Source organism: Adhaeribacter arboris (assembly GCF_003023845.1).
GTDB classification, from domain to species: domain Bacteria; phylum Bacteroidota; class Bacteroidia; order Cytophagales; family Hymenobacteraceae; genus Adhaeribacter; species Adhaeribacter arboris.
In genome coordinates this window covers 6,597,081-6,610,598 of the sequence record NZ_PYFT01000001.1, presented here as the reverse complement: position 1 = coordinate 6,610,598, position 13,518 = coordinate 6,597,081, and the positions used below count along the sequence as shown (strand labels likewise).

At 42.2% G+C, this 13,518-nt stretch carries 14 protein-coding genes; 8 read left to right on the top strand and 6 right to left on the bottom strand.

Annotation, left to right across the window (positions count from 1 at the left end; translation table 11 throughout):
- The first annotated feature begins 265 nt into the window (after positions 1 to 265).
- From AHMF7605_RS26770 to AHMF7605_RS26740, 7 genes are all read left to right on the top strand, one after another.
- Positions 266 to 448, top strand: a complete 183-nt coding sequence (locus AHMF7605_RS26770) for a hypothetical protein (RefSeq protein WP_146153683.1) — start codon at positions 266 to 268, stop codon at positions 446 to 448.
- Between the two features lie 154 nt (positions 449 to 602).
- Entirely contained in the window at positions 603 to 1,154 is a 552-nt protein-coding gene (locus AHMF7605_RS26765) for a hypothetical protein (RefSeq protein WP_146153682.1), read from the top strand.
- 168 nt (positions 1,155 to 1,322) lie between these two features.
- On the top strand, positions 1,323 to 2,405 hold the full coding sequence (locus AHMF7605_RS26760) for a M4 family metallopeptidase (protein ID WP_106933008.1): 1,083 nt from the start codon (positions 1,323 to 1,325) through the stop codon (positions 2,403 to 2,405).
- Positions 2,406 to 2,636: 231 nt separating this feature from the next.
- Positions 2,637 to 2,951: a protealysin inhibitor emfourin gene (locus AHMF7605_RS26755; RefSeq protein ID WP_106933007.1), complete on the top strand. Its 315-nt coding sequence runs from the start codon at positions 2,637 to 2,639 to the stop codon at positions 2,949 to 2,951.
- Between the two features lie 41 nt (positions 2,952 to 2,992).
- A complete protein-coding gene (locus AHMF7605_RS26750) occupies positions 2,993 to 3,940 on the top strand; it encodes a DNA/RNA non-specific endonuclease (RefSeq protein WP_106933006.1) in 948 nt (315 codons plus the stop codon).
- Between the two features lie 66 nt (positions 3,941 to 4,006).
- On the top strand, positions 4,007 to 4,300 hold the full coding sequence (locus AHMF7605_RS26745) for a hypothetical protein (RefSeq protein ID WP_106933005.1): 294 nt from the start codon (positions 4,007 to 4,009) through the stop codon (positions 4,298 to 4,300).
- A gap of 5 nt (positions 4,301 to 4,305) precedes the next feature.
- Positions 4,306 to 5,325 (top strand): hypothetical protein, encoded by a 1,020-nt coding sequence (locus AHMF7605_RS26740; RefSeq protein ID WP_106933004.1) that lies wholly within the window; start codon positions 4,306 to 4,308, stop codon positions 5,323 to 5,325.
- A 390-nt stretch (positions 5,326 to 5,715) separates the two neighbouring features.
- Here the strand turns inward: AHMF7605_RS26740 and AHMF7605_RS26735 are convergent, their stop codons facing one another.
- The 4 genes from AHMF7605_RS26735 to AHMF7605_RS26720 form a co-directional block, all read right to left on the bottom strand.
- The gene (locus AHMF7605_RS26735; RefSeq protein ID WP_106933003.1) at positions 5,716 to 6,366 is read right to left on the bottom strand and encodes a response regulator transcription factor; all 651 of its coding nucleotides are present in this window, start codon (positions 6,364 to 6,366) and stop codon (positions 5,716 to 5,718) included.
- 10 nt (positions 6,367 to 6,376) lie between these two features.
- The gene (locus tag AHMF7605_RS26730; RefSeq protein WP_106933002.1) at positions 6,377 to 7,168 is read right to left on the bottom strand and encodes a sensor histidine kinase; all 792 of its coding nucleotides are present in this window, start codon (positions 7,166 to 7,168) and stop codon (positions 6,377 to 6,379) included.
- A 2-nt stretch (positions 7,169 to 7,170) separates the two neighbouring features.
- Positions 7,171 to 7,794 carry a hypothetical protein gene (locus AHMF7605_RS26725; protein WP_146153681.1) on the bottom strand — a complete coding sequence of 208 codons (624 nt, stop codon included), beginning with the start codon at positions 7,792 to 7,794 and terminating at the stop codon, positions 7,171 to 7,173.
- Positions 7,795 to 8,000: 206 nt separating this feature from the next.
- Positions 8,001 to 8,426, bottom strand: coding sequence for a hypothetical protein (locus AHMF7605_RS26720; protein ID WP_106933000.1), 426 nt, complete (start codon positions 8,424 to 8,426; stop codon positions 8,001 to 8,003).
- A 300-nt stretch (positions 8,427 to 8,726) separates the two neighbouring features.
- Here AHMF7605_RS26720 and AHMF7605_RS30875 point away from each other — a divergent pair, with 300 nt between their 5' ends.
- Positions 8,727 to 9,530 (top strand): LuxR C-terminal-related transcriptional regulator, encoded by an 804-nt coding sequence (locus AHMF7605_RS30875; protein ID WP_106932999.1) that lies wholly within the window; start codon positions 8,727 to 8,729, stop codon positions 9,528 to 9,530.
- Positions 9,531 to 9,786: 256 nt separating this feature from the next.
- On the opposite strand, the gene AHMF7605_RS26710 is transcribed toward AHMF7605_RS30875, so the two are convergent.
- Both AHMF7605_RS26710 and dnaK read right to left on the bottom strand, forming a co-directional pair.
- Complete coding sequence (locus AHMF7605_RS26710; RefSeq protein WP_106932998.1) at positions 9,787 to 10,995, bottom strand: patatin-like phospholipase family protein; 1,209 nt, start codon at positions 10,993 to 10,995, stop codon at positions 9,787 to 9,789.
- A gap of 140 nt (positions 10,996 to 11,135) precedes the next feature.
- Entirely contained in the window at positions 11,136 to 13,079 is a 1,944-nt protein-coding gene (gene dnaK / locus AHMF7605_RS26705) for a molecular chaperone DnaK (RefSeq protein WP_106932997.1), read from the bottom strand.
- Positions 13,080 to 13,518 lie beyond the last annotated feature (439 nt).

Genomic DNA, 13,518 nt, shown 5'->3' with positions numbered 1-13,518 from the left:
AGTATCAAGATAGTAGACATTAGAATAAAACTATGAAAAACAAAGCCCTTCTGGTGTAACAGAAGGGCTTTCTGTTGTAGGTTAGAGCATATAAGTAGTTGTTCGTTGTTCAACTAATAAAATGGTGACAATCCGTAGACTAGTATAATCCCTAGTTTAAACTAAATCGTCAAAGTGCTTATTAAATAAATAAGACGTAATTACTAATTTATTACCTTAAATCTATAGAATTAGGTAGCCAAGAATAATGGACAGCAGTTTGGCTGTGGAGGACCTTTCAGCGTTCCGGTGCTGCGGAGCAGCATGGCGCAACGGCGTGAGCCAAGGTTCGCTAAACCGTCCGGAAGAGCCAATCGAGGCCCGCCGGCCAGGAGGCAAACAGGCTACTACTCAATCCGCATCCGCACTTTCGCCTGAAGATGGGAACCGGCTTCACGGAAGCAATTAATAATTACTTAAGCTCTATTTTAGTAAATTCAACTTAGTAGTATTAGCTCAGCTAAAGCTTACCTAGCTATTACATAAAGAATACAATTACTTAGCAGGTGAAAATTTAAATTTTTCCGTAACATTAATTTTCTGAAAGAATAAATAAAAAACACATGGCTAATTACTACCGGTGGCTCCTGGTCATTCCCGTTCTCCTTTTAATCTTAGGAACGTCAATGTTAATCTCCAATGAAGTTCTTATAAAGGATAACTATGCCCAGGAAAATAGTACTGTTTCCCAAGCACCAACGCCTAATCAGAATACACTCCGGCCCATTCCTAAACGAAGTGTTAGTTACGCTCAGGATCTTAAAAACAACCGCGAATCTATTTATCCTTATTTTTTGCTGAGTACCGGGCTTTTAGTATTTCTTCTGGTTTTACCTAAACTAAGCGAATTATCGTTTTCGCCGACTAGTGGATTTACCTTAAAAGTACTGCAGGATGTCCAGGAAGTTCTGGCAGAAGCAAAGACTGCTGCCTTGGCTCTGGAAGCTAAATCAAAACAAACCCTCCTACCACCTACTACCGCTGAAGCGCTCCCAACCACGAGCCAGCCGAACATAAAAGAAGAACTAAAAAAATTGGAAGAAAGCCTAATAAAACTAGAAACCTACTCCCGATTATTAGAAAATAAGATCAGCAAAAGTAAAAACCCTTCATAATAACTAAAATAATTAGTTATTTACTCTAAATTTTTTAGTAAAATTACCTCCCTAACTCAAACATTTCGTTAAATAATTAGTATGAGGCTACTTGATAATATCTGAAAGCAACATAGTCTTACCTTAGTTTGCGTTATCCAATAGTTTAAACAGTTTAAAACTTGAATAATGGGGAAGTTTCAACAACAACATCGGCATTCTATTTTCTGTATTTTACCGCCTTACATTTTACGAGCTATTGCCCAAAACGGGAACGATCAGCAGCGCTCCGTAGCCTTACAAGCTTTGAGCGATGATATGACCTTTCGTAATCTTCGTACGGGCACCCGAGTAACAGCGGGTTTACGCCGGAAAAGACCTTCGGCTTTTTTAGTAGCCGGCGAAAAACAGCGAACTATTTTTTCGGCAAATCAAACACAAACCTTACCGGGAGTTATTGTACGGGCGGAAGGCAGTAAGCCTTCCGGTGATCTGGCCGCCGACGAAGCTTACGATGGTTTAGGCGTTACCTACGATTTTTTCTGGGAACAATTTAAGCGTAATTCCATTGATGATGAAGGCATGCCCTTGAACGGAACAGTTCATTTCGGAGTAGATTACGCGAATGCTTTCTGGGATGGGCAACGCATGGTTTTCGGTGACGGCGATAACGAATTATTTAACCGGTTTACGCTTTCTCTGGATGTAATTGCGCACGAACTAACCCATGGCGTTACTGAAGACGAAGCCCAGCTTTTATATTCCGGACAATCGGGGGCTTTAAACGAGTCGGTATCCGATGTATTTGGCTCCTTGGTAAAACAATACACCCTGAAACAAACCGCCAAAGAAGCCGATTGGTTAATAGGCGCGGAATTATTCACTGACAAAGTAAAAGGCAGCAAGGGTAAGCCCGCGGCAATCCGGTCGATGAAAGATCCGGGTACGGCTTACGATGATCCGGTTTTGGGCAAAGATCCGCAGCCCAAGCACATGAAAGATTTTGTAACCACTTTCGAGGATAATGGCGGGGTACACATTAATTCGGGAATCCCTAATCACGCTTTTTACCTGGTGGCCACCGCCATTGGGGGCAACGCCTGGGAAAAATCCGGCCGAATTTGGTACGAAACCTTACTTGATACCCGCTTAAAACCTAATGCTACTTTCCAACGGTTCGCGGAATTAACCATCGAGAACGCCAAACGCTTTAAAGCCGAAGCTGCCGTAACTAAAGCCTGGGACCAAGTGGGCATTTCTTCCGTGGTGTAAGCCGCCATAAGATTTTACAATCCGTGCTTTTAAACTATAAGTAGTTACGTGTGTTAAAGCTTAACTTGTTGGGGTTCAAATGTATTTTATTGTACCCGGTAGTGCCCGCTGGTAAAATTACAGCGGGCACTACCGGGTATTATCGTCAATTTTGCCCGGGTTTTTGGTGATAAGGCGGCCGTAAAAACGTACCTTTAAGAAAAGCAAAAAGCTGCCCTAACTACATCTACTATGAAAGTATATTTTAAACCCGAAGGTGGATTTGGTTTTTTTCCGGGATTAAATAAGCCGCTGGAATTAAACAGCGAAGTGCTGTCACCCGACGAAGCCAACCATCTGCACCAACTAATCCACGAAGCCCAATTTTTTGATTTACCCAACCTGGAGCCGGAAGTTAACCACGGTGCCGACCAGAAAAAATATACTATTCGGGTAGAAGACCAAAATCAGCAGCACTGGATTCAATTTCACGATGCGTCCGGCAATCCTCAACTCCATAATTTATTAAACTACTTAAACCAAAAGCAAAAAGAAACGCGCTCTTAAGGTTAAAAAGATAATCTTCGGGCAGAGCGAAAGCATATTTTATGGCAAATTTCAAAAACTACGGAGGTTATTCAACGTCTTTTATTCATTCGGCCTTACCCGTTTCGTTGCCCTTGTTACAAGCCGAGCAACAAGCCGATTTAGCTCCCGTAGAAGGCAGCCCGAATAACCTGGCGCACTATATCAATTACAGTCTGGCATTAAGTCAATCGCGGGGCTTCCCGTATTTTGTGGCCGCGAACATTGATGGTCGCTTGTTTAAAAAAGTTTCCCGTACCGATAATTGGCGCAAAGACAGTCGGATTAGTGCTGTACACCAATGGGGCGAGGAATTGTACAAAGCCCGCAAAAGTGATTTTGATAAAGGCCACATGGCCAAACGCGAAGATGTACAATGGGGTCAAACAGTTTTAGAGGCTCGGGCCGCCGCTGATACTACTTTCTATTTTACCAACGCCGTACCGCAACGCGCCGAACTGAACCAACAAATTTGGGCCGATCTAGAAAATTACATTCTGCACACCGAAAGTGTACCGAATAATTTACGGATTTCGGTTTTTACCGGGCCGGTACTTTGCCCTTCTGATCCCGTATTTGTAACCAAAGTACTGGGCAAAGCTCTACAATTGCCGACTTTGTTCTGGAAAGTAGTGGTGTTTACCAAAGACGAAGAAAAATTATACCGCGTAGGCTTTTTAATGGGACAAGAACAATTACTCCGGAAAGCTAAAATTGTAAAACCAAAAACTGTAAAAATAAAGGTTTTAGCTACGGAACGGTTTATGGAATTTGAAGATGCCGAAACTTACCAGGTAAATATTGGCACTATTGAGGAGCTAACAAAATTAATCCTACCCGCCGCGCAGGACATTTACCAGGATGACCGGCCTACTAAATTAGTGCTGGAAGAAGTAGACCTAAATGCCCGCCTCGCTACTCCTGAAGCAATTGCCGAATTAGGTTACCGCATTCCGAACTTAGTCATTTAAATTTTGAAATGGACTATTTCGGATGGATTTAGAGAAGCAATAAGAAACGATAAACCCCGTTAAACAATGGCCAAAACGTATAAAGTAGCCGTAGAATTAAGTACCGAAGCCACCCTGCAGTTATTTAAACTAGAAGGTTACGTAATTGCCCTCACCCGCACTTTGGATAACGTGTACCGCATTGCTATTAATGATTTCCCCATTGATGGCGAACTGGATTATTACGTGCATTGTACCGGTTGGAATAAAACTACCTGGAGTTTAAAAATTTCGCTCGACGATAAAGACATTACCCCAGAACCCATCCGTGGAATGATTGAAAAAGGCTATTCGGCAGTTAGAGGATCGATAAAATTTTAAATTTTATGATAAAAAAATTTTACCCTAGTTGTTTAGGTGCTTTGCTAGTCACCGTCTTTATCCCTTTTACGAGCCAGGCTCAGATATTTAAGCCTATTTTTGAAGATGGGGAAGGTAGAACTTCCATACTGGCGCCCTTAGGTTATTTTGGGGTGAATACCGAGAACAGCAGTATTCGCTTTCAGTATTTTTATTCTCGTTCGGCTTCGCAGGAGAATTTTACCGCTCCCCTTAAGCGTAATCGTTTTTTTTGGGGTATTTCGGTGGCTGGTTCGGCGGCCGGTGGTTTAAGTAATTTATTTAGTTACGGTAGTTTTACTCCCGGTACCTCGGCTAGTTTATTCGCCGGTCAACGCTCGCTGCTTTTTCCAGCCATTGGTAAAACCGGTGAACCCGTATTGCACGGCGTCCGGCAAATAGCCATCGAAGATTGGCTAACCCTAAGGGTAGGTGGGCAAGTAGCCAATTATACTTTGTTCGATGCTTCCCGGGTCTTTGATGAGCAATTATTTCAGGAAAAATTCAGGGACTATTCTACCCAGCTGGCTTATACCGTGCTCATTGGTGGAGCTACTTCTTTGGGTGCTTCCTGGGATGTGGGCCGGGTAAATAATATCGATGAACTTACTCCAATAAAATTTAAACAACAAACCATTATAACTGATCCAAGAACCGGCCAAACTACCCGTATTTTTGAAGAAGAAGTAGATGCTTTTTCGGGTAGCTACCTTACCAAAATGGTGCATACCTACAGCTTAGATGCCGTACATTACATTACCCCGGCTTCCGAAATTAACTTTGCCTTACACGGGTACGGCCGGCTGAAACGAATGAATAAATATTCCGTTTACAAAGCCGGTCTGGGTTTTTATTTATTTCCGAAGAGCAAAGTAGCCGGGGGGTTATTTATTGAGTCCAGTGATTTGACCAATAAAATTTCGGCAACCAAAGATTTTGCGAAAAGAATTGATGTAGGTCTCACCGTAAAATACGTGCTGCCTAGTCTAGGCATACCCAACCCCTGATCACAGAATATTAAGTGAGGTTCTTTCAACTAAGGGTTTGTGTCGGAATGCAGAAATCTGGCAAGTGGTAAAAGAATGGATTCTTAAAGATTATAATACCAAATAGAAACAAACAGAAAATTTAAACTAATTAGAATTAGTAGCTAAGAAAAGTTGACACCAGTTTGGCGGTGGAGGGCCTTCTAAGGTTCTGGTGCTTTAGCATTCCGACGTGTAGGAGCGTGCTGCGCACGTTCCCGCCCGGAAGAGCCAAACGAGGCCCGCCGGCCACGAGGCATACAGGGTACGGTTCCATCGCATTAGCACCGTTAAATGGAGGCTTTTCAAGCCTTCACGCAATAAGCTATTAATTGTTTCAGTTACGATTTCTTAATTTCTAAGTAGTATTGCTTATTCTACTTTAAAAATGCTGTGTTTAATCGCGTAAAGTACCAATCCTACCCTGGATTCTACTTGCAGTTTTTTAAATAATCCTTCCCGAATTCCTTCTACTACTCTTGGATGCACTTTTAAAATGGGAGCAAAAGCTTTATAGCACAGTTCGGTACAAGCTAGTTTCAAAAATTCAGTTTCCCGTTCGGTGAGTTCTACTTTAACTTTTTTGGGTTTATGCAAGTCTTCAATTAAAATAGAGGCCACGCGGGTAGAATAGTAAGAGCCTTCTTCTTCCAAGGTTTGCAGCGCTAGTCGAAGTTCGGCCGGATCAGCATTTTTCAGAACGTACCCGTTTACGCCCGACTTAAGCATTTTCTTGATGGTTTCGTTATCGTTGTGCATGGATAAAGCTAGCAGTTTTACTTCCGGGTAGCGCTGCTCCATCCATTGCGCGGTTTCGAAACCATCCATTACCGGCATGCTAATATCTAATAGTACCACATCGGGCAGATCCTGGGGCACCAATTTCTGAATAAAATCTCGCCCATTCTCTGCTTCCCACACTACCGAGTAGCCCGTAAATCCATTCACTAATTCTACCATTCCTTTCCGGAACAGTTTATGATCATCTACCAAAACAACTTTTTTGTCTTTGCTGGTTTGCATACAAGTGGGTTTAAGAGGTGGCAGGTAAAACCAGATGCGCCAAAGTGCCTTCGCCGGGTTGGCTTTGCAAACTGAACTCCGCCCCTATCAGGCGCGCCCGATAATACATGTTATACGTGCCGATACCCTTCACCGGAACTTGAGCATCTACCTTATCCGCGACTTCAAAACCGTGGCCATCGTCTTTAATGCTCAGAATAGTTTTATCCGGCAGGTAAACTAATACTACCGAAATATGTTTGGCCTCGGCATGTTTCAGAATATTATTAAAGGTTTCTTGCGCAATCCGGAAAATAATTAATTTTTTTTCGGGGTCTAAGGTAACTTCTTCTTCGCCGTGTACCTCCAGCGTGGTGGTATGATAACCGGCTTTCTGAATTAAATTTAATTGAAACTGCAACGAAGCCGATAAACTCTGTTGCGTAACAAATTGCGTATTTAATCTTTTAGACAGATCGCGCAGGTCTTCAATGGCCTGATCTAAGAGCTCTTTACTGGTAATAATTTTATGTTCGGTTGCCGCGTAATCATCCGGTTTAATCGTACTGATGTTAAGCCGGGTAAGAGAAAGTATCTGGCCGATATTGTCGTGAATTTCCTGGGAAATACTAAGAAAGGTTTGTTCCTGCATTTCCAGTTGGGCTTTGAGTTTTTCATTCTGAAAAATAATTTTAAGTTCTTCTTTCTCTCTCAAGTAAGCAACTAGCCGTTGCTTGTACGAATAAAATAAAGATATAATAAAACCTGCTGTCAGCAGAAAAATGATAGTACCACATATAACAATTATAGATACTTCGTCCATGGTTATAAGCTCATATTGGGCTTTTTAAAAAGATCGCGGCACACAAACGAAATAATAAAAGTGATATACAGGGTACAGAGTAAGGGTAAATAAATGTAATAATAATTCCAGCGCGCCATCCATAACGATTGATCTAAGAGGGCTTTCATCAGTCCTTCCACAAAAAAATCGCCCAATGAGAAAAATAATAAGCCGTTACTAATCCAAAATAAAGGCTCGCTTTTTAAATCGGTTATTTTTAGCTGCACAAAAAGTTGCCGGTAGTAAATTAACACCCAAATACTTATAAAAAAATTACTAAGAATAATTACGTAGGAGTTATAGGTATCGGGCGGCTGAATAGTGAAGGCCAAAGCAACGGCGGCTACCATCACCAGCGCAATGGAAACCAGAATCAACTTTTTAATTATTTTAGATTCTAAGTAGCAGTAGTAGATGTAGGCATAAAAGCTATACTGAATGGGAATTAATAGATGATAAACAAACAAATTGTTAATGGTAAACGACTGTAAATACCCGGCGTAAAGTTCAAAAGGTAGAGTTACCAATACAATAAAGCCAATAATTTTTTGTTCCCGGGTAAGCTGTCTGGCTTTTACAAAAAACAGCCCCAGAATTATAATCAAAAAAGAGATATTTAAATAAACATCAATCATAGTACTGCCAACAGCATCGTAAAAACTTCGGGAGATAGAGGGAAGGAATATTATCTGAGCCGTTTAAGTGCCCAGATAGCAAGAGTGTAGCTGTTATTTTCTCCGGAAAAAGGTAAAATTTTATACCAGCGGTTAATAAAATAGCCGCTTAAAATAATGTTTCCCGGAGTAAAAAATTAAGAAAATATGCCATTTAGTAAACGATCGCTGCTGGTGCCGCCAGGTGGGCATTTTCTTTCGAGGGTTGGCACACTTGCCACAACAAAACTTACATTACCGGGATCAGTTAATTGAGGCTTAACTTGTTTTGAATGGCTGTGTTCACTGGAGTCCACGATAACTTCCCGATTAGCATCCAACAAAGCCATATACAGTTGATGATTTTTACCGTTTTCGTCGCAGCCATAATAAAGCCGCAGCGAAACCGGCTCTTTACCCATTGCTCTGGCTTTATCTTGTAAATTCTCTATTTCCTCAATGGGGAAAGTATAAGAAAAAATAAAATCATTAAAGTTTTCGAGTTCTAGTTTATCTCGTAAATGGTTGCGGAAGTTGGTACAACCTTGGGTAATAGCGGAAAGATTTGCGTTTTGCTCGGCCATGACATTTAAAATATTAAGGTGAAACTGCTTTTACTTACATAAACAACAAGTACCGGAAAGACAGGTACTTAACCCGCCGCTAATTTAAACTAATCTTTTACTTAAAAATAGGTGATTTTTCCCATTAAACTTCCTGATAATCATCCTCTTTAACCCGTAAACTAGCTAAATATTATTAAAAATCACGGGTTTGGCATGTTAACCTTCCCCTTGTTCGGTCATCAATAAAAAAAGAGCTTTGTTCTGTCCGGCGAAACAGTACCAAACAGTCAGGTTTGTTCTTTTAAATGATTTTATGACATGAAAAAATCAGAAACCTCCATGAGCCGTCGCTCTCCGGGTAAGTCCTACGGAGAATTAGTGCAATTATGGCAAAACCAGCCTTACTCCCCCGATCTGGATGAAACCAGCTTTCAGCATCTGGTTCCCAATACCCCGACTCTGACTATTAGCCCGTGTATTACCTGGGTTTTTGATTTACGCACGAAAAAGTATGTTTTCGTGAGCAGTAATATTCAAAGGCTGCTTGGTTATGAGCCCAAAGAATGGATGCAGGGAGGAATGAAGTTTGCCAAAGACCGGGTTCATCCGGAAGATGCGACTCATTTATGGAAGCTCATGCGCCAAGTCTGGGAATTTTTACTCGCTCTACCTACCAATGATCGCCAGGAATATCGCTTTAACTGCGATTACCGGCTACAAAAAGCCAATGGAACGTACGCCCGCCTGCTGGAACAAAACACTATTTTGCAAACCGACAACCAAGGCAGTGTCAGATATTTGCTGGGTGTTTGCACCGACATTACCGACTGGAAAAAAACCGAAGGCTTAACTGCTTCCGTAATATCGCCGCAAAACGAAACTTGCCTGGTGTGTACTTCTACCTCCACCGAAGAATCATCACCGTTCGAAGCTTTACTAAGCAAGCGCGAAAAAGAGGTACTCAAGTTAATTGCCGATGGCTACAGCAGCAAAATTATTGCGGATATGCTCAGCATCAGTTTTCATACGGTTAATACGCACCGCCAGAAAATAATTGAAAAAACCAATGTACCAAACACAGGCAGCCTCATCCAATTCGCCTTCAACCATAAACTCATCTGAATCGCAGATGAGTTAATTACCATATCAAATAACTCTAGATAACCTGTTTTCCCTCTCAGCAGGTAAACTCTCTCCTGCTCCTTTTCCTTCCCAATGGCCGGCCCGGAAGCCGCAACCTCTTTCGGGCCGTAGCCTCCCACCTTTTGGTTTGCTTTGCGGTGGCATGAGAACGTCGGCAACTTATTTATTCGTAACGGTTTAGTAGGTTACTTTCGTAATTTTGGCAGTTTCCAGTTGTTCTGTTACCTCTTTAAGTTTATTTCAAGCCATTCAGAAAATTTTCTAACAAAGCCTTCGGAATGGTAATGGGTTGATCTGCTTTTTCGCTGGCTCTCAGGTTCATCAAGTGGGAAGTAGAATTTAAAATTTGAGGATTAATGAGGGAGCTAATGTCAAATTTAGGGTTGGGGTCTTCTTTACCAGCTTCTCCGGCCTCCCACATTTCGGTCATTCTTTTTTTATCTAGTAATAACTCTTTCTGATTGAGTTTAGTAAATAATTCCGGTGGAAAATAATACAAATGAATGTTTATACTATCTGGCTTAGATAATGAAATAGTTTCCCCGTTAGTTTTATGTACGGCAGCTACCAGTTGCCTGGTCAGTTGATTATTTACCGCCAAAGCTACTAGCTGCGGAATGAGCGTGTCATCGTCCCGAATCTCGATCGACCATAAGTCAATCAATCGGGTTAAGCCTTGCAAAATGCCGCGTTTCCGAAAAGTAGTATCTACTAAAGGATGAATTGGTTTATTAATAATAACGTCAATATCCTGAATATTAGCATTTTTTATAGCGAATCGTAGGGCTTCTTTCAATGGCACATTCTCTAATACTCCGCCATCCACATAGGCTTGAGGTCCCTTTTTGGGGTAGTAAGACATAAATAAAGGTTCGTTGCCGGAAGCCCACATCCAGTTTTTCATTTGCTCAAAATCGGCAATTTTATTTGATGATTTATAGTCCGGCTTTCCCGTTTTTAGATCCACTACAGTAACTGTAAAGTGCAAGCTGTCCGGTGAGTTTCTAATTTGTTGGTACTGTGGCAGGCTTACAAACTGGTCTATTAATTTTCGCAGGTTTTTACTCTCGCCAAACGTTTTTTTGCCTATTAACAAGCGAAAAAAAGCCGGTACTTTTTTTAGTTCGCCGGTTTTTCGATTAAAGGGATTTACGTTAAAAATAGAGCGTTGCGTAACTGAAGTATAAGCGGTTTTTAAGGTCACAAAGTCATTTAAAACAATTAAAGGCGCCATTAAACTGCCCGTACTGGTACCATAAACCGTTTTGTAGGAACCTTTGTATTTCTCCGTAAGATGTTTTGCAAAACCTGCTCCCCAAGCGCCCCGAGCCCCGCCACCTCCTACTACCAGAATGCGGTTATTATAAACCGGGCTCTGGGCCAAAAGTATATTTTGGCAGAATAGCAGAATAATAAGTATACCTATAAAGTAGAAGTTTTTCATAACATTAACGTTTACAGAGATAGCCTAATTTACTATTTTAAACTGGTTTAGAAGCTACGTTTGCCAGTAGTTTGCTTTAAAAACAAAAAAGCCTCCCTGAAAAATCAGGAAGGCTTTATATTTATATGGGTAAGATTCAATTACTTGTTCCCATCCACTTCTTCGTAGTCCACGTCGGTTACATGGTCGGCGGCGCCGTTACCGTTTTGCGATGGACCACCTTGGCCTTGACCACCGAAACCAGCACTTGGGTCAGCCCCCGCACCTGGGTTCGCGCCAGAAGCCGCGTACATTTCCTGCGAAGCAGCCTGCCAAGCGTTGTTCAGGTTGTTAATGGCGGTATCAATACCAGCAATATCTTTGCTGCCGTGGGCGGTACGCAACTCGCTTAAAGCACTTTCAATCGCGGATTTATTACCAGCCGATAACTTATCACCGTATTCTTTCAACTGTTTCTCCGTCTGGAAGATCATCGAGTCGGCAGTATTTAATTTTTCTACCTGCTCCTTAGCGGCACGGTCCGCATCGGCGTTAGCGGCCGCTTCCTGACGCATGCGTTCGATTTCGGCTTCGGATAAACCAGAAGAAGCTTCGATCCGGATTTTCTGCTCTTTACCAGTACCTTTATCACGGGCCGATACGTGCAAAATACCGTTCGCATCAATATCGAAAGTTACTTCAATTTGCGGCACCCCCCGTGGCGCTGGCGGAATATCGGCTAAGTGGAACCGGCCAATAGTACGGTTATCGCGGGCCATTGGACGCTCACCTTGCAACACGTGAATTTCTACGCTGGGCTGATTATCCGAAGCAGTTGAGAAAGTCTCGGACTTCTTGGTTGGAATAGTAGTGTTCGATTCAATGAGTTTGGTCATAACGCCACCCATCGTTTCGATTCCTAATGAAAGCGGCGTTACGTCTAACAACAACACATCTTTCACTTCACCGGTTAATACCCCACCTTGAATGGCCGCACCAATTGCCACTACTTCGTCCGGGTTAACGCCTTTCGAAGGTTTCTTACCAAAGTATTTTTCTACTTCTTCCTGAATACGCGGAATCCGGGTAGAACCACCTACCAAGATTACTTCATCAATATCCGTAGTACTTACGCCGGCATCTTTCAAAGCTTGGCGAACCGGATCCATCGAGCGACGAACCAAGCTATCGGCTAAAGCTTCGAATTTAGCGCGGCTTAATTTACGTACTAAGTGTTTCGGACCCGTTTGCGTAGCCGTGATGTACGGCAAGTTGATTTCCGTTTCCTGCGAGCTGGATAATTCTACTTTTGCTTTTTCCGCGGCTTCTTTCAAACGCTGTAAAGCCATAGGGTCTTGGCGCAGGTCCATGTTTTCTTCCGATTTAAATTCATCGGCTAACCAGTTAATAATTACCTGGTCAAAGTCGTCACCACCTAAGTGCGTATCACCGTTGGTAGAAAGTACTTCGAAAACGCCATCGCCTAATTCCAGGATAGAGATATCAAAGGTACCCCCGCCTAAGTCATAAACAGCAATTTTTTGATCTTTATGTTTTTTATCGAGACCGTAAGCCAACGCCGCGGCAGTAGGCTCGTTGATAATCCGTTTAACATCTAAGCCTGCAATAGCCCCGGCTTCTTTGGTAGCCTGACGCTGGGCATCGTTAAAGTAAGCCGGTACGGTAATAACGGCTTCGCTCACGCTGGTGCCCAAATAATCTTCGGCAGTCTGCTTCATTTTTTGCAGCACCATTGCCGAAATTTCTTGTGGCGTATACTGGCGATCGCCAATTTTAACGCGCACGGTATTATTGCTGCCTTGTACTACCTCGTACGATACGTTCTTTAATTCAGAAGTAACTTCGGAATAGCCCCGGCCCATGAAACGCTTAATAGAAGCAATGGTATTTTTAGGGTTGGTAATTGCCTGGCGTTTCGCCGGATCTCCCACTTTCCGTTCACCGTTACCATTATCCAGGAAAGCCACGATAGAAGGAGTTGTTCTCCGGCCTTCGCTGTTCGGAATTACTACCGGCTCATTACCCTCCATTACAGCCACGCACGAGTTGGTAGTTCCTAAGTCAATGCCTATTATTTTTCCCATTTTATATATAGTTTTATTTTATGTAATCCTGTTCAGTAAATGTTACTGCACTAGTATCAAGGGATATGCCAAGCGGTAATTTGGGTGTCTTTCGTGACATATTGTCATTTTACCATTTTACTTATTTTATAATAGTTTTTAACCCGGAAAAATCTGCCAGATTAATCTATTATTTCTCCATAGATTTATGCTTAAACGGGCAAAATAATCTGTGGTTGGTTATTCAGGCAGGAAAACCAATAGCATGTATGAGGATAAAGTCAAATTGGCTATATGCTGGTGCGTGGTTCCCGCTTACATCTACTATTTGGGCAGGCTCCAATCAAACATAGGAATTCCCGTAAATAGCTGTATTTCGTTTTTTAAACTAACTTTAACTGGGAATTGGCTCCCTAACTATGCACTACGCTGAAAGAGACGATTATAGACACTAACGGCA